General features: G+C 68.4%; 13 protein-coding genes. 10 read left to right on the top strand and 3 right to left on the bottom strand.

Features of this window, described 5'->3' with window-relative positions; all coding sequences use genetic code 11:
• Positions 1-5: 5 nt before the first annotated feature.
• The 10 genes from LIN44_RS26655 (at position 6) to LIN44_RS26700 (ending at position 9,499) form a co-directional block, all read left to right on the top strand.
• Positions 6-335: a Rieske 2Fe-2S domain-containing protein gene (locus LIN44_RS26655; RefSeq protein WP_227315235.1), complete on the top strand. Its 330-nt coding sequence runs from the start codon at positions 6-8 to the stop codon at positions 333-335.
• A 134-nt stretch (positions 336-469) separates the two neighbouring features.
• Positions 470-1,759 carry an ABC transporter substrate-binding protein gene (locus LIN44_RS26660; RefSeq protein WP_227315236.1) on the top strand — a complete coding sequence of 430 codons (1,290 nt, stop codon included), beginning with the start codon at positions 470-472 and terminating at the stop codon, positions 1,757-1,759.
• Positions 1,760-1,784: 25 nt separating this feature from the next.
• Entirely contained in the window at positions 1,785-2,507 is a 723-nt protein-coding gene (locus tag LIN44_RS26665) for an ABC transporter ATP-binding protein (protein WP_227315237.1), read from the top strand.
• Positions 2,508-2,521: 14 nt separating this feature from the next.
• Positions 2,522-3,217: an ABC transporter ATP-binding protein gene (locus LIN44_RS26670; RefSeq protein ID WP_370641703.1), complete on the top strand. Its 696-nt coding sequence runs from the start codon at positions 2,522-2,524 to the stop codon at positions 3,215-3,217.
• Positions 3,214-4,080 carry a branched-chain amino acid ABC transporter permease gene (locus LIN44_RS26675; protein ID WP_227315238.1) on the top strand — a complete coding sequence of 289 codons (867 nt, stop codon included), beginning with the start codon at positions 3,214-3,216 and terminating at the stop codon, positions 4,078-4,080. The genes LIN44_RS26670 and LIN44_RS26675 overlap by 4 nt, the downstream gene beginning before the upstream one ends.
• A 157-nt stretch (positions 4,081-4,237) precedes the next feature.
• The gene (locus tag LIN44_RS26680) at positions 4,238-5,215 is read left to right on the top strand and encodes a branched-chain amino acid ABC transporter permease (RefSeq protein ID WP_227315239.1); all 978 of its coding nucleotides are present in this window, start codon (positions 4,238-4,240) and stop codon (positions 5,213-5,215) included.
• A 51-nt stretch (positions 5,216-5,266) separates the two neighbouring features.
• Complete coding sequence (locus LIN44_RS26685) at positions 5,267-6,376, top strand: porin (RefSeq protein ID WP_227315240.1); 1,110 nt, start codon at positions 5,267-5,269, stop codon at positions 6,374-6,376.
• A 257-nt stretch (positions 6,377-6,633) separates the two neighbouring features.
• A complete protein-coding gene (locus LIN44_RS26690) occupies positions 6,634-7,563 on the top strand; it encodes an IclR family transcriptional regulator (protein WP_227315241.1) in 930 nt (309 codons plus the stop codon).
• Between the two features lie 50 nt (positions 7,564-7,613).
• On the top strand, positions 7,614-8,426 hold the full coding sequence (locus LIN44_RS26695; RefSeq protein WP_227315242.1) for an SDR family oxidoreductase: 813 nt from the start codon (positions 7,614-7,616) through the stop codon (positions 8,424-8,426).
• Between the two features lie 95 nt (positions 8,427-8,521).
• A complete protein-coding gene (locus LIN44_RS26700) occupies positions 8,522-9,499 on the top strand; it encodes a tripartite tricarboxylate transporter substrate binding protein (RefSeq protein ID WP_227315243.1) in 978 nt (325 codons plus the stop codon).
• Positions 9,500-10,005: 506 nt separating this feature from the next.
• Here LIN44_RS26700 and LIN44_RS26705 read toward each other — a convergent pair.
• The 3 genes from LIN44_RS26705 to LIN44_RS26715 all read right to left on the bottom strand — a co-directional run bounded on the left by LIN44_RS26705 (position 10,006) and on the right by LIN44_RS26715 (position 15,639).
• Positions 10,006-11,397, bottom strand: a complete 1,392-nt coding sequence (locus LIN44_RS26705) for an MFS transporter (protein WP_227315244.1) — start codon at positions 11,395-11,397, stop codon at positions 10,006-10,008.
• 131 nt (positions 11,398-11,528) lie between these two features.
• A complete protein-coding gene (locus tag LIN44_RS26710) occupies positions 11,529-14,972 on the bottom strand; it encodes an ATP-binding protein (protein WP_227315245.1) in 3,444 nt (1,147 codons plus the stop codon).
• A gap of 19 nt (positions 14,973-14,991) precedes the next feature.
• Positions 14,992-15,639 (bottom strand): response regulator transcription factor, encoded by a 648-nt coding sequence (locus LIN44_RS26715; RefSeq protein WP_227315246.1) that lies wholly within the window; start codon positions 15,637-15,639, stop codon positions 14,992-14,994.
• Positions 15,640-15,727 lie beyond the last annotated feature (88 nt).

A 15,727-nucleotide genomic window follows, 5' to 3' on the forward strand; every position in this document is an offset into this window, starting at 1 on the left:
GCGCAATGGAATCCGTTTTGCTCTGCAGACTGGATGCGGTGCCGGACGGCGGTGCCTGCGTGGCAAGCACCGGCCATTCCGGGGATGTGGTGGTCGTACGCCGCGGGCAGCGGGCATGGGCCTACATCAACCGCTGTCCGCATTTTTCGGTATGCCTGGACTACGAGCCCGGTGACGTGCTTACCTATGACCAACAGGTGCTGATGTGCGCGCACCACAGCGCCCTGTTCCGTTTCGAGGACGGCCAATGCATCGAAGGACCGTGCGCCGGCGCAGCGTTGACGTCCGTTCCGGTGCAGATCGTGGACGGTGAAATCCGATGCTGGTCCCCCTGACCGCATAGCAGGTCCAGCGACCACCGCAATTCATTGACAGGCAGCAAGAGGCGAGACGCCTCGCAGGACGGCACCGGTTTTACCAGTGTCGCGGGGAGCGCTTTTTCCACAACAACGACAGGAGACAGGACACCATGGCCGAGAACTCATTCAACGGCAGGCGCCGTACGCTGGTTCAACTGGCGGCTGGCGGGGCGTTGGCCGCCACCACCACGTGGCTATCGCCGCAGGCACGCGCGGCCGGCAGCCGCACGCTGAAGATCGGCTTTGTCTCGCCGCAGACCGGGCCGCTGGCACCGTTCGGCGAGGCTGACCGCTTTACCATCCAGCAGATGCAGGCCGCGTTGAAGGACGGCATCGTTATCCGAGGCAAGCGCTTCCCCGTCAGCATCGTGGTCAAGGACAGCCAGTCCAACCCGAACCGCGCGGGCGAAGTGGCAAGCGACCTGATCCTGAAGGACAAGGTGGACATCATGCTGGTTTCCGGAACGCCGGAAACCGCCAACCCCGTGTGCGACGCGTGCGAGCTGAACGAGACGCCATGCGTGTCGACGGTCGTGCCATGGCAACCGTGGTTCTTCGGGCGCAAGGGTGATCCGCGGAAGGGCTTCAATTTTACCTATCACTTCTTCTGGGGCCTGGAGGATGTGATCGGCGTCTATACCGCGATGTGGCAATCGGTGCAGACCAACAAGTCGGTCGGCGCACTGTTCCCGAATGACGGCGACGGCAATGCCTGGGGCGATGGCAAGCTCGGCTTTCCGCCGGTGCTGTCCCAGAAGGGCTTCGCGCTCAGGGATCCGGGCCGCTTCCAGAGCATGACGCAGGATTTCTCCGCGCAGATCGCGGCATTCCGCCAGGCCGGCGCGCAGATCGTCACGGGCGTGGTGATTCCGCCGGATGCCAGGAACTTCCTGGTGCAGGCGCGCCAGCAGGGATTCCGTCCCAAGGTCATTTCGATTGGCAAGGCGCTGTTGTTCCCCGGGGCGATCGAAGCGCTGGGCGACCTGGGCGACGGACTGTCCACGGAGGTGTGGTGGTCGCCCTCGCATCCGTTCAAGTCCTCGCTGACGGGACAGTCGGCGCAGCAGCTTGCCGCCGCCTACGAGCAGGCCACAAACAAGCAATGGACGCAGCCGCTCGGCTTCGCCCATGCGCTGTTCGAGATTGCCGTGGACGTCCTCAAGCGCACCAAGGACATCGATTCCAATGTCGCGGTGCGCGACGCGCTGGCCACGACCCGGCTCGACACCATCGTTGGCAACGTGGCTTGGGGGACGGGACCGGTGAAGAACGTGGCCAAGACCCCGCTGGCCGGCGGCCAGTGGATGAAGGGCCAGAAGCACAAGTTCGACCTGGTGATCGTCAACAACCAGTTCGCGCCTGCCGTGCCGGTCGGCGCCCCGCTCAAGCTCATTGGCTGATGCGGTGCGGCATGGAGAGAGCATCATGAGCTTCGTTCTGGAACTGGAGCGGGTATCCAAGCGCTTTGGCGCGCTGACGGTCACCGACGACATCAGCTTTGCCGTCAAGCCGGGCGAGACCTACGGCATCCTTGGGCCGAACGGCGCCGGCAAGACCACGCTGTTCAACCTGATCAGCGGCGACATCCGCCCGGACTCGGGCAAGGTCTCGTTCGAGGGCACCGATATCGCCCACTTGCCGCCGCACCGCCGTTGCGTCGCCGGCATCGGCCGCTCCTACCAGGTGCCGCGGCCCTTCGGCGGCATGACGGTGTTCGAAAACCTGCTGGTGGGCGCTACCTTCGGCGGCGCCCGCCGGGAACAGGAAGCCTACGACCTGTGCGTGCAGGTGCTGGCCCGCACCGGCCTCCGCAAGAAGGCCAACCAGCTGGCCGGCGGCCTCACGCTGCTGGACCGCAAGCGGCTGGAACTGGCGCGCGCACTGGCCACGCAACCCAGGTTGCTGCTGCTGGACGAAATCGCGGGCGGGCTGACCGAGGCCGAGACCCATGCGTTGATCGAGGAAATCCGGCAAGTCAAAGCCAGCGGCATCACCATCGTCTGGATCGAGCATGTCATGCATGCGCTGCTGGCCGTGGCCGACCGCCTGCTGGTGATCAACTTCGGCAGCAAGATTGCGGAGGGCGCGCCGGCCACGGTGCTGGAGAACGCCGAAGTCCGCCGCGTCTATCTCGGACTGGAGGCATGACCATGCAGCCACTGTTGCAGACCACGCGCCTGGCCGCCGGCTATGGCGACTTCCAGGCGTTGTTCGGCATCGATGTCGAGGTGGGCGCCGGCGAGGTCGTCGCGCTGATCGGTGCCAACGGCGCCGGCAAGTCCACCTTCCTGAAGACCGTTGCCGGCTTGCTGCGGCCGACGGCCGGCCAGGTTCTTTACAAGGGCGTACCGATGGCGGGCATGCCTGCCGCGCAGATCGTCGGCCAGGGTATCGCGCTGGTGCCCGAGGGGCGACGGTTGTTCAGCAGCCTGACGGTCGAGGAGAACCTGCTCATTGGCGCCTGGAGCGGACGGCCGGGGCGCTGGAACCTGGACACGGTGCTCGACCTGTTTCCCGCGCTGCGCGAGCGCCGGCATCACGCCGCCATCGCACTGTCGGGCGGGCAGCAGCAGATGGTCGCGATCGGCCGTGCGCTGATGAGCAACCCCGCCCTGTTGATGTGCGACGAGCTTTCGCTAGGTCTGGCGCCGGTGATCGTGCGCGAGATCTACGCGGCGCTGCCCGCCATTGTTGCCGGCGGCATGAGCGCCATCATCGTCGAGCAGGACGTGCGGCTCGCCCGGCAGGTGTCATCGCGCTTCTACTGCTTCCAGGAGGGACGGGTTTCGCTCGCCGGCGCATCCGCAGACGTGTCGGACGAAGCCATCGCACAGGCATATTTCGGAGTCGAGGCATGAACACGATCCTCAATATCGTTATCCAGGGCGTGCTGCTCGGCTCGCTCTACGCGCTCTTCGCCATGGGCCAGTCGCTGGTGTTCGGCGTGATGCGGCTGACCAATATCGCCCACGGCGATTTCATCGTGCTGCTGGCCTTCCTGCTGTTTGCGCTGACCGCTATCGCTAAGCTGCCGCTGGCAGTGGCCGTCGTGCTGCTGGTGGTGATCGCGTTCATTGCCGGCTACGTCCTCCAGTACACGGTGCTGAATCGTGTCAGCAGCCGCGATCCGCTGCCGTCGCTGATGGTGACCTTCGGGCTGTCGATCGTAATCCAGAACGTGCTGCAGGAGTTGTTCACGGCCGATCCGCGTTCGGTCGCCAGCGGCGGCTTCGAGTCGCAGAGCCTGCTGTTGGCGGGCGGCATCAGTGTGGGTTACCTGCCGCTGCTGACGCTCGCTGCCACAGTTGCCATCACGCTGGCATTGCAATGGCTGTTCGGGCGCACCGCGCTCGGGCGCGCGTTTCGCGCCACCTCGGACGACCGCGAGACGGTGCAGCTCATGGGCGTCTCGCATCGCCGCACCTATGCGCTGGCAATGGCCATTGCCTTTGTGCTGGTGGCGGTGGCGGCGGCGCTCTACGCGCTGCGCACATCGGTATCGCCATCGGACGGCCCCGGCTTGCTGCTCTATGCCTTCGAGGCCGTGATCATCGGCGGCATGGGCTCGTTCTGGGGCACCTTTCTCGGCGGCATGGCGCTCGGCGTGGCCCAGCAGGCCGGCTTTTACTTCGACCCTGGTTGGGGCATCTGGCTGGGACACGTGATGTTCCTCGCGGTGCTTGTCGCCAGGCCCCAAGGCTTCATGCCCAAGACCGCATAGAGGTACCGAGATGACAAATCCTGTGAAGACTGCAATGACGGCAGGGCACGCGTTCACGGTGCAACGAGGCTCACGCGCAAGCAGGGTTGCGCTTCTGGTTCTGCTGCTGGCGGCGCTCGCCGTCGCCAGCGCGCCATACTGGGCCGGCCGCGATACCATGCGCGACTTCACCCAGATGGCGTCCTACCTGCTCTTTGCCTTGATGTGGAATCTGCTGGCGGGGTACGGCGGCATGGTTTCGATCGGCCAGCAGGCGTTTTTCGGCATCGGCGGCTATGCCATGCTGGTGCTGGCCAATGTGTGTGGCGTGTCACCGTTCCTGGCAGTACCCCTCGGCGCCGGCATCGCGGTGCTTGTGGCGCTGCCGGTGTCGCGCATCGCGTTCCGGCTGGAGGGCGGGTATTTCGCAGTAGGCACTTGGGTCATCGCCGAAGTGTTCCGGCTGGGCATGGCCAATGTGTCGGCACTGGGCGGCGGCTCGGGCACCAGCCTGACGGCGCTGCAGGGTATCCCACGCGCAACGCGCGAGGCGCTGACGCTGTGGCTGGCGCTGGCCGCGGTGGTGGGTGGCATTGCCTTGCTCTATGCATTCCTGCGCGCCCGGCCCGGCCTTGCTCTTACCGCAATGCGCGACAACGCCGTGGCTGCCGCCAGCCAGGGCGTGGATGTGCGGCGCGCCCGGCTCACCGTGTACCTGGTCTCGGCAGGCGGCACCGCGTTCGCCGGTGCACTTTACTTTCTGGGCAACCTGCGGATCTCGCCCGATGCCGCGTTCTCGGTCAACTGGACGGCATTCGGCATTTTCATCGTGCTGATCGGCGGCATCGGCACGCTCGAGGGTCCCATCATCGGCGCGTTGATTTTCTTCGTCCTGAACAAGTTCCTGTCGGACTACGGCACCTGGTACCTGATCGGGCTGGGCGTCGTGGCCATCGTCGTTGCGCTGTACTTCCCCCAGGGCATCTGGGGCTATGTGTCGAAGCGCTTTGGCCTGCAGTTGTTTCCGGTAGGAAGGCGGGTGGTGTACGCGGACCCGGGTCCGGCGCACCCTACCGCGCCGCATGAAGGCGTGGCCGACACGGCATTGATCCATGGCACGCCGCAGCCGCCGTCCGCGCGCGAGGTCGCCTCGTAGCGCGGCACGGCACCAGCAAAAATCAGAACCAAAATATTATCCGGAGGAAACATGAAAACATCGATGGCACTGCCAGCGTGCCTGGTCGCCGCCATACTGCCTGCGCTGGCAAGCGCGCAGAGCAACGTCACACTCTCGGGCGTGATCGACGGGGGCATCACCTACGTCAACAATCAGCACGGCGGCGCTGCCACGTTGCTCGACAGCGGCGTGCTTGCGCCCAACCTGCTGACCTTCAAGGGCACCGAAGACCTTGGCGGCGGCACCAGGGCGCTGTTCGAGCTGACCTCGCAGTTCGAGCTGAGCGACGGCAGCACCATTCCCGGTGCGGGGCAGATTTTCAACCGTACCGCGCTGGTCGGCTTGGCCAGCGAGAAGTTCGGCACGCTGACCGTGGGCAACCAGTATGACTTCATGTTCGAGTCGCTGACTGTCCGGCGCTTTGACGGCGCCTTCCTGTTCGGCGGCCTCTACGATTTCCGGCAAGGTCCCTTCTCGGCACTGGGGGTGCCGAACAACCCGACCGGCTCGTTCGACTTCGACCGCATGGCGGGCGCCACGCGCGTTGCCAATTCGATCAAGTACCGCTCGCCCCAGATCAGCCACTTCAGCTTCGGCGCGCTGTATGGTTTCGGCGAGACGCCGGGATCGGTGTCGTCAAACGCTACCATGAGCTTCGGCGCGAACTACGAGAACGGCCCGCTTGGGCTCGGCGCGGCCTACGTGGATGTCAAATACCCGCAACTCGGCAATGGCCACGACAGCATCCGCAACGTTGGCGTAGGGGCGCACTACCAGTTCCCGTCGGTGCTGGCCATGCTGCTCTACACCAACACGAGGAACACGGCCACGGGTGCCAGGATCAATGTGTACAAGACAGGGGCGCTGTGGAATATCTCGGGGCCCTGGGCGGCTGGACTGGACTATGCCTACATGCAGGGTAATGACGTGCTGCAGAACAACAAGGCCCACCAGGTCGCCGCGGCGCTGCAATACCATTTTTCAAAGCGCACCACGGCATATGTCGAAGGCATCTACCAGCGGGCCAGTGGAGATGGACCCGTCACGCGTGCGTGGATCAATGGCTTGTTGCAGCCAGATGGTGCGGCTAGCAACCGGTCTCAGACCCTGGCGCGGATCGGCCTGCTAGTCAAGTTTTAGCGTTGAAGAGCCAGGTTACGAGTCCAGGCCTGGCGTGTGCGCTTCCGCTGCCACCCGAAGTCAATGCAGCGATTCTGTGCCAGGCCAGGTAATCCGTTAAGTGACGAATCTGGCGCGCGAGAGGTGTGACCGGCGCCCGCACCAAGCGGTCGGCTGTTGTCCATAAACACCGTTTCTATGGCACATGCTTTCCCTACATAGCGCCCCCGGCCAGCCGCCTTTGCTGCAAGCTAGTGTGCTCGCCCCGATCGCTGCCCATGAAACGCACCACCACCATTCCCACGCCGCCGCCCGATGCCGCGCACATCCTGGTGCCGGCCGACGCGCCGGCGGGCAATGGCTGCGCCGATGACCGCAACTTCGTCACGGCGCTGGCGCGCGGCATGGAGCTGTTGCGGGCGTTCGGGCCGCAGGACGATTACCTGGGCAATGCCGAGCTGTCGCGGCGCACGGGCATTCCGCGACCGACGGTGTCGCGGCTGACCTATACGCTGGCCACGCTGGGCTACCTGACCTATATCGAGGCGACGGAAAAATACCGGCTGGGGCAGGGCGCGATGGTGCTCGGGCACCGTTACGTCGGTGGCGCCGGCATCCGCGAGGTCGCGCAGCCGCTGATGCAGTCGCTGGCGTTCGCGACCGATTGCACGGTGGCGCTGGCCATGCCGGACCGCCATGCCATGGTTTACCTGGAAAGCTGCCAGCCGCGCGGCGCGCTGGTGATCCGGCTGACGCCGGGCGCGCGGCTGCCGATGGCAACTTCGGCGATCGGGCGCGCGTGGCTGGCCGGCCTGGATGCGGATCACCGCGAGGCGGCGCTGGCGGAGCTGGCGCGGCACTACGGCGCGCGCTGGCCGGCCGTGCGCGCCGGCGTGGAACGCGCGCTGCGCGACCATGCGCGCCGTGGCTTCTGCGTGGCGCATGCCGAATGGGACCGTACTGTCAGCGGCGCCGCGGCCCCGCTGCGGCTGGCGGGCAGCAGTGAAGTGCTGGCGCTGAATATCGGCGGCGCCGCGGCGCGGCTGTCGCCGGAGATCCTGGAAGCCAACCTGGGTCCGCGCGTGCGCGAGCTGGCGCAGACCCTGCAGGCGCGGCTGTGGCAGCCCGGCGGCGCGCGCGCGACTGCGCGCTTTGCTTCGGCGCAGCCGGAACCCGGGCCCGAGCCCGGCGCGGCGAAGCGGGCCTGAATCGTGCGGCCTGCGGACGCCGGCATTCGAATTCAACGAGGAGACCACCCATGGAAGTACGCAACAAGACCGTCGTGGTGACCGGCGCGGCCACCGGCATCGGCCGCGCGCTGGCGCTGGCCTTTGCGCAGGCCGGCGCGCGCGGCGTGGCCGTGGCTGACCTGAATGCGGCCGGCGCTGCCACGGTGGCGGCCGAGGTCCAGGCCGCCGCGCCCGCATGCCAGGTGTTTGCCCAGCCGGTCGACGTGGCCGACGCGGCCGCGGTGCAGGCATTGGCCGATGCGGCCACGCAGCGCTTCGGCCAGGTCGACATTTTCTGCTCCAACGCCGGCATCATCCTGCGCAAGGGCCTGGACGCCAGCGCCGGCGACTGGCAGCGCATCTGGGACATCAACGTGATGGCGCACATCCATGCGGCAAAGGCGGTGCTGCCGCAGATGCTGGAGCGCGGCGACGGCTACTTCGTCAACACGGTGTCGGCCGCGGGCCTGCTGTCGCAGATCGGCTCGGCGCCTTACGCGGTGACCAAGCATGCCGCCATCGGCTTTGCCGAGTGGCTGTCGATCACCTACGGCGACCGCGGCATCAAGGTCAGCTGCATCTGCCCGCAGGGCGTGCAGACCAATATGCTGTTCGGCGAGAACGGCGAGCGCAAGGGCTTCCTGCAGGAAGGCTCAGTCACCGCCGAGCATGTGGCCGCGGTGACGCTGGAGGGCGTGGCCGACGAGCGCTTCCTGATCTTGCCGCACCCCGAAGTGCTTGAGTACTATCGCCGCAAGGGCCAGGACTATGACCGCTGGCTGCGCGGCATGCGCCGCCTGCACGACAAGGTGATGCAGGAGTTCGGCGGCATCGCGGTCTGAGGCAGCGGGCCGTCTGGCAGGTTCCGGCGGCGGCATTGCCGCCGCCTTCACAATGCGCGCGGCCACGCAGCCGCGCGCGACCGGAGGAGCATCCCATGCGTTTCGGTACCGTTGCCGCGGCGGCAGTGCTTGCCGCATCCATCCTGGCCAGCCCCATCGCCGCGCAGGCACAGGGCTATCCCGCCAAGCCCATCCGCATCGTGGTCGGCTTCCCTACCGGGGGCGCGCCGGACACGCTGGCGCGCATCGTCTCGGAGAAGATCTCGCCCGCCTGGGGCCAGCCCGTGGTGGTCGACAACAAGCCGGGCGCGGGCGGCAATATCGGCGCCGAGGCCGTGGCCCACGCGCCGCCGGACGGCTATACGCTGGCGCTCGGCACCGTCGGCACGCATTCGATCAACGGCGCGCTGTACAGCAAGATGCCGTACGACATGGTCAAGGACTTTGCGCCGGTGATCCTGATCGCCTCGACGCCCAACGTGCTGGTGGTCAATCCCGGCGTGCCGGCGAAGAACGTGGCGGAGCTGATCGCGCTGGCCAAGGCCAAGCCGGGCGGCCTGACCTTCGGCACGCCGGGCATCGGCACCTCGCCCCATGTGGCGGGGGAAATGTTCAATGCGATGGCGGGCATCAAGATCACGCATGTCCCTTACAAGGGCCGCGCCATGGCCATCCCCGACCTGCTCGGCGGCCATATCACCATGATGTTCGACAACCTGCCGTCGGCCCTGCCCGTGGTGCGCGAGGGCAAGCTGCGCGCGCTGGGCATCACCAGTGCCAAGCGCTCGGCGTCGGCGCCAGATATCCCGACGCTGGCCGAGCAGGGCTTGCCGGGCTTCGAGGCCGATTCGTGGTTCGCGGTGTTCGCGCCGGCGCATACGCCGAAGGAGGTGGTGGGCAAGCTGAACACGGAGCTCAACCGCATCTTTACGCTGCCCGAAGTACAGGCGAAGCTGAAGACGCTGGGACTGGATCCGGTGCTGGGCACGCCGGAAAAGCTGGCCGCGTACCAACGGCAGGAAATCGCTAAGTGGGCGAGGGTGGTGAAGGAGTCGGGGGCGAAGGCGGAGTAGATTCGTTCGTTGCCACCGGCGTCTTTCCATTCCCGCTTGGGCAAGCGCGCGGCGGCATCATTGCCTCGATCCTTCCAACTCCCGTTTGCGTACTCCCTCTCCCGCAAGCGGGAGAGGGGAGCAAACCGGCAGCGGCATTAGTGCTTCGAGCCGTGCAACTCCCGCTTGTGTACTCCCTCTCCCGCTTGCGGGAGAGGGCTGGGGAGAGGGCGGGAGCCTCAACGAAGTGACGGCCGTCGCTATTGCCACGGCCGGCCCTCTCCCCCGGCCCCTCGCCCGCAAGCGGGAGAGGGGAGAAAACCCGCGGCGGCATCATTGCTTCGAGCCTTGCAACTCCCGCTTGTTTGCTCCCTCTCCCGCTTGCGGGAGAGGGCTGGGGTGAGGGCGGGAGCCTCAACGAAGTGAAGGCCGTCGCTATTGCACACGCCTGCCCTCACCCCCACAGAGCACCCAAGCGGCATCAGATAGTCAACAGTGCTGCTGGCGTTCGCATGCACCCCGAATGCTCACGCATCCGGCTCCACCGCCCCCCGCACTACCGTCTCTCCACCGGGATCGCGCAACCGGCTCAAACTGATCATCGCCCCCACCGCCGCCACCGCCGCCGCCACATACAACGCCATGCGCGCCGCGCCGGCCGGCGACAGGCTGAACAGCAGCGCCACCAGCGCCGTGCCGGTGGTCTGTCCCAGCAGCCGCGTGGTGGCCTGCGCGCCGCTGGCGCCGCCGCTGCGTTCCGGTGGGGTGGCGCCGATCATGGCGCGGTTGTTGGGGGACTGGAAGAAGCCGAAGCCGGTGCCGCACATGGCCATGCGCCAGGCGATGTCGAAGCTGCCGGCATCGGGGCCCAGCGTGGCCAGGCCGACCAGTCCGCCGCCGAGCATGGCCAGGCCGATGCCGGCGAGGATGCTGGCCGGATAGCGGTCCGACAGCCGGCCCGAGACTGCCGCCATCACCGCCACCATCAGCGGCCACGGCGTGATCAGCAGGCCGGTCTCCTGCAGCGAGCGGCCGAGCTGGTATTCGAGATAGAACGGCAGCGCGACGAAGGACAGCATCTGCGTCATGAACGAGCAGAACGACGTGCCCACTGCCAGCGTAAAGGCGCGGCTGGCGAACAGGTCCACCGGCACCAGCGGCGCGGCGCGCCCGCGCTGGCGCCGCACCAGCAGCCAGCCCAGCCCCACCGCCAGCGCCACGCCGGCGCAGCCGGTCAGGCGCCAGCCGGCGTGGCCCAGGCCATCGACGCTCAGGATAAACATGCCGAACACCAGCGCCGACAGCAGCGCGCTGGGGTAATCGAAACCGCGCGGCTGCGGCGGCGTATCTGGCAGCGCGGTGCGGCTCAGCGCCAGCGCGGCGATGGCCACCGGCACGTTGACCGCGAACAGCCAGGGCCAGCTCGCCACCGCCAGGATCAGCGCGCCCAGCGACGGCCCCACCGCAATGGTCACGCCCACCACCAGGGCGTTGAGGCCGATGCCGCGGCCCAGGCGCGTGGGCGGGTAGATAAAGCGCACCAGCGCCGTGTTGACGCTCATGATGCCGGCGCCGCCGATGCCCTGCAGCACGCGCGCGGCCACCAGCATCGGCAGGTTCACCGCCAGCGCGCACAGCAGTGAACCCACCAGGAACGTGGCAAGCCCCGCCCGGTAGACCCGCTTGTAGCCCAGGATGTCTCCCAGCGACGACAGCGGCAGCAGGCACACGGTTACCGTCAGCTGGTAGGCGTTGACGACCCAGATGGTACTGGCGGGATCGGCCTGCAGTTCGCGCGAGATCGACGGCAGCGCGATATTGGCGATCGAGCCGTCGAGCACGGCCATGATCAGGCCGAAGAAAACGGTCAGGATCGCCCAGGTTCGCTGGGGCTGGGGAAGGCCTTGTTCTGGCTGCATGGGGGAGACATTGGAGACAATGCCGCGCCCGGATCGGACAAGCCCGGCCAGGCGGGCCACGGCGCGGCGTTGCCATTATGGTCGCGCGTGGGGCTGCCCGCAAATCCGCCGATTGTGGTAATGCGCAGCGGCTAGGGTACGGTGGCGGTGCCCAGCGCGTAGCGCTGCAGCCGCGTGTAGAGGGTGTTGGCGGCTTCGGTCATGGCCGGGATCCAGGCAGGCGCCGCTTCGCACACGGCTTCCAGCGCCCGGCATTCCCTGACGATGGACTGGCGCCGCACGATCATGAAGGCGCCTGCCGCGGCATGCACCCAGTGCCGCAGGCCGGCAAGGTCCTGCTGCGCAACGATGCGCGACAGCGCCGGCAGGTCTTGCCGCAGTTGTCGGCGCAGCATGCCTTCATAACGGCGGCGCGTGGCCTCCACGGCGGCGGCCGGCTCGTCCTGGTGCGCCAATGGCCCGGCATGGGGGGCGGGTAGCGGCAGCTCGCGCAGGCAGGCTTGCAGGTCCTGCAGCGACGCGGGCTTGGCGAGGTAGCCGGCAAAGCCGCGCCGGCGCCAGTCCTGCTCGGGATCGCTGCATGCCAGCGCGCTGAAGGCTACCACCGGCAGGCCGGGCTGCCGGGCCTGCACGGCGCGCAGCAGGGCCTGGCCGTCCATTCCCGGCATATGGAGATCGGTCAGCAGCGCGTCGACACGCGTGCGCTCCAGCACCGCCAGTGCCTGCGTGCCGTTGCCCGTGACGATGGGGTGGCAGCCGAGCGCCTGCAATTGCTCGGCGATCAGGGACTGGTTCAGCGGATTGTCCTCGGCTACAAGGATCGTCATCGGCAATGCCGCGGGCGCGGGCAGCGCAGGCGTTGCGGCGCAGGGAACAGGCATCGTCGCCTCCTGCGGCTCTCCGGTAACGGCCGCCACGGCGTCGAGCAGCGCGCGATGGCTGAACGCCGAGGTTTCCACCATGCCGGGGCCGTGCTGCCGCGGGCAATGTGGGCCGTCCGCCGTCAGCCACACCACCGCAACCGCAAGCGACGCGGCGTGGCGCAGCGCATCCAGCGCCGCCGGCGCAAAGTCTTCGGTCGCGACCACGGCGGCAGGCGCGTTGCGCTGCACGCTGCCCTGTGCCGCGGGAAGGGAATCCGCTCCCTCGGTGCGCCAGCCCGCGGTCCTGAGCCACGCTTCGATCGCGGCGCCGGTGCGTGGGTCCTGCGACAGCACCAGGATATGGCCGCTGCGCGCCACGCTGAATGCCCTGGACGAGATAAGCGCCTGCCTGCCCGCATCGGCCGGCGCCAGCGGCACCGATACCGTGAACACGCTGCCCACCTCCGGCACGCTTTCCACGACGATGCTGCCGCCCATCAGCTCGCACAGCCTGGCGCAGATCGACAGCCCCAGCCCGGTGCCGCCATAGCGGCTATCGGCGGCGGCATCGCCCTGCACGAACGGCTGGAACACGCGCGCCGCCAGTGCCGGCGCCATGCCGATGCCGGAATCGCTGACGCGGCAGACCAGCCGCAGCGTGTCCTGCGCATCGGCCTGCAGTTCGCCGCTCAGCGTGATGCGGCCGCTGGCGGTGAACTTGAAGGCGTTGTTCAGCAGGTTGTTGAAGACCTGCACCAGCCGCGCCTGATCGCCCACGACTTCCGTGTCGAGCGATGGCGACAGCTGCAGGCAGAAGCGGATCGGGCGGCCCGCCACCATGGGCGCATAGGCCAGCGCCAGGCTTTCCAGGGCCTCGACCGGACGGAACGGCGCATTGACCAGCGCCAGCTGGCCCGCATCGATCTTGGAGAAGTCCAGCACATCGTTGACGATGCGGCGCAGTGACCCGGCCGCGGTCTCGAGCGCGCGCAGCCGCGCCGCGTGCGGCGCCATGCCGCTGCTGCGCGCCAGCAGTTCCAGGTTGCCGAGCAGCGCGTGCAAGGGCGTGCGGATCTCGTGGCTCATCGCGGCAAAGAAGGTCGAGCGCACCCGCAGCATCGCTTCGGTGGCCTGCTGGGCGGCGCGCAGCTGCCGCTGCAGCGCCTCTTGCGCGGTGCAGTCCTGGACCGCGCAGAACAGCACGGCTTCATCGCGGTAGCGCGCCGGGGCATAGGTGAGCTGGAGGAAGCGTGGTGCCGCTGCGTCAGCGCCGGAAGGCTCAGGGGCCGCGACGATGACGCTGGAGACGGAAGCGGGCCCGCCGCCGGCGTCGCACGGCGGCCGGCCCAGCGCCTCGGCCACCGCGGCGGGCAGGGGTTGGTGCGGCCGCGCGGGCAGCAGCGATGCGGCCAGCGGATTGCACGCCAGCACGGCGTAGTCGCGCTGGCGCACGATGCACAGGCCAACCGGCGTGGCGCTGACCAGCACCTGGTTCATCCGCTCGCTTTCCAGCGCGCGGCGGGCTTCGGCATGCGAGCGCCGCAGCAGGTGCCGGCTCCAGTAGCGCGCGGCGAGCACGATGGCGCCGGTCAGCAGCAGCATGGCACCGCCGATCACCGCCAGTTCGGCCGCCAGCGCGTTGCCCAGCAGCCGGTATGGCAGGTGGTAGACCAGCAGGCCGAAGCCGGCCTGCAACGGCTGCACCAGCACGACCCCCGAGCGCGTCAGCCGCAGCGCGTTGTGCGGCAGGCCGCGGACCCGCGCGGCGAGGTCGCGCGCGTTGGCCGAGGTGAGCGTGCCGGCATGCGGCCACGCGTCGATCAGGCGGTCCGCGTGATTGAGCAGCGCCAGGCCGGCGTGGTCCGGTGGCCGCGGCAAGCCGGCCAGGAACGCCTGCACCGGCACGCAGGCGGCCACCAGCATGGTGGGTGCGTCGCCCGCATAGGCGGCGCCGGCCAGGACCATGATGGGCGTGCCATCCACCGGATCGCGCAGCGGCCCCAGCCAGACCGGCTGGTCCCGCGCCGGTACGACGTGGCCGGTGCGCTCCTGCAGCGCGCGGGTCAGCTGCGTGCGCAGGCGCGGGATCAGCGCCGGGCCGAGCGCCGGATCGAGCGCCTGCGGTGCGCGCGCGCCGGCGTCGGCGTGGCGGATCACCACCGCGCTGTCCTCGTCCAGCGAGACCGCATAGGCGCCATGGTCGAGGTCAAAGGCGTGCTGCGTGGCCACCGCCGCCAGGGCGATCTGCCGCAGCCGCGCGAACTGCGCCGGCAGGTCCGCGCCCCATGCCTGGCGCGTGGCGTCGGCGGCCAGCAGATGGTAGTCCTTGCGCACGGCCTCGACATGGACGCCGGCCGCGCCGGTGCGGCGCAAGGCGTCGAGGCCGGGGTCGCGCGACGGGACAGCGGAGGCGGCCGGGGCGCCGGGGGCGGAAAGATGGTAGCGGATGCCCAGCGCGGTCCGGCGCACGAACGACGCTTCGTTCTGCAGCCGCTGCGACACCGTGCCGACATAGTGCGCAACCTGGCTGCGGCGGTAATCGAGGTGCTGGTCCGCCGCCAGCCCTGCCAGCAGCGTGCCGGCGCCCAGCACGATGGCGACCAGCGCCGCGATGGTCGCCGAGTACAGGTGTTGCTGGCGGCGGGCGTGGTCGGCCAGCGCATCGAAGGTGCTGGCCAGGGTGTCGCGGGTGCTGTCGAGGGCTTGCTGCATGGTCGCGCGCCGGTGAAGGTCAGATCAACCCGCTTTCATAGGCGTAGCGGATCAGGCCGGTGTTGGTATGCACCCCCAGCTTGCGCATGGCCACGGTCTTCTGGCTGGAGATGGTGCTGACCGAGCGGCCCAGCTTGGCGGCGATCTCGGTCAGCTGCGCGCCCTGCGCATAGAGGCGGATGACCTCGAGCTCGCGCTGGGTCGGCTCGCGGGCGGGCGTGCCGGCCAGTGCCGCGCGCTGCAGCGCTGCCTGCACCGCGGGCGAGCAGAAGCAGCCCCGGCCGAACGCAGCGTGGGCGCACGCGCGCACCACTTCCTCGAGCGGGTCTTCCTTGCTGACGAAACCGCGTACGCCCAGCTTCATGGCGCGGCGCACGATGGCGGCGTTGGCGCGGGCGCTGATTACCACCACGCGCGTCGCGGGATGGCGCCGCGCCAGGCGGCTGAGCAGGTTGAAGCCGTCCAGCGAGGCATCGGCGTGGCCCATGCAGAAATCGGTGATGGCGATATCGGCGGGATCGCGCGCCAGCGTACCCAGCAGCTCGGTGCCGTTGCGGCATTCGCCGCTGATCCGGACGCGCGCGCTGCGCTGCAGGCAGTCGCGCAGCGCGGCCACTGCCAGTGGATGGTCGTCGGCCAGGGCAACGCGCAGGATTCGGTCGTTCATGGGCAATCTCCGGGTGGGACGGCAACCGGTTTGGTGCCGGTGGCGCCGTGCGGTGGCGTCATCACAAGACTCGGATTCTGGCCAGATT

Origin of the sequence: Cupriavidus sp. MP-37 (assembly GCF_020618415.1) — a bacterium.
Classification (GTDB): Bacteria; Pseudomonadota; Gammaproteobacteria; order Burkholderiales; family Burkholderiaceae; genus Cupriavidus.

Coding starts and splice junctions, on each gene's coding strand:
- LIN44_RS26655 (WP_227315235.1), top strand. CDS start 6: ATGGAATCCGTTTTGCTCTGCAGACTGGATGCGGTGCCGGACGGCGGT.
- LIN44_RS26660 (WP_227315236.1), top strand. CDS start 470: ATGGCCGAGAACTCATTCAACGGCAGGCGCCGTACGCTGGTTCAACTG.
- LIN44_RS26665 (WP_227315237.1), top strand. CDS start 1,785: ATGAGCTTCGTTCTGGAACTGGAGCGGGTATCCAAGCGCTTTGGCGCG.
- LIN44_RS26675 (WP_227315238.1), top strand. CDS start 3,214: ATGAACACGATCCTCAATATCGTTATCCAGGGCGTGCTGCTCGGCTCG.
- LIN44_RS26680 (WP_227315239.1), top strand. CDS start 4,238: ATGCGCGACTTCACCCAGATGGCGTCCTACCTGCTCTTTGCCTTGATG.
- LIN44_RS26685 (WP_227315240.1), top strand. CDS start 5,267: ATGAAAACATCGATGGCACTGCCAGCGTGCCTGGTCGCCGCCATACTG.
- LIN44_RS26690 (WP_227315241.1), top strand. CDS start 6,634: ATGAAACGCACCACCACCATTCCCACGCCGCCGCCCGATGCCGCGCAC.
- LIN44_RS26695 (WP_227315242.1), top strand. CDS start 7,614: ATGGAAGTACGCAACAAGACCGTCGTGGTGACCGGCGCGGCCACCGGC.
- LIN44_RS26700 (WP_227315243.1), top strand. CDS start 8,522: ATGCGTTTCGGTACCGTTGCCGCGGCGGCAGTGCTTGCCGCATCCATC.
- LIN44_RS26705 (WP_227315244.1), bottom strand. CDS start 11,397: ATGCAGCCAGAACAAGGCCTTCCCCAGCCCCAGCGAACCTGGGCGATC.
- LIN44_RS26710 (WP_227315245.1), bottom strand. CDS start 14,972: ATGCAGCAAGCCCTCGACAGCACCCGCGACACCCTGGCCAGCACCTTC.
- LIN44_RS26715 (WP_227315246.1), bottom strand. CDS start 15,639: ATGAACGACCGAATCCTGCGCGTTGCCCTGGCCGACGACCATCCACTG.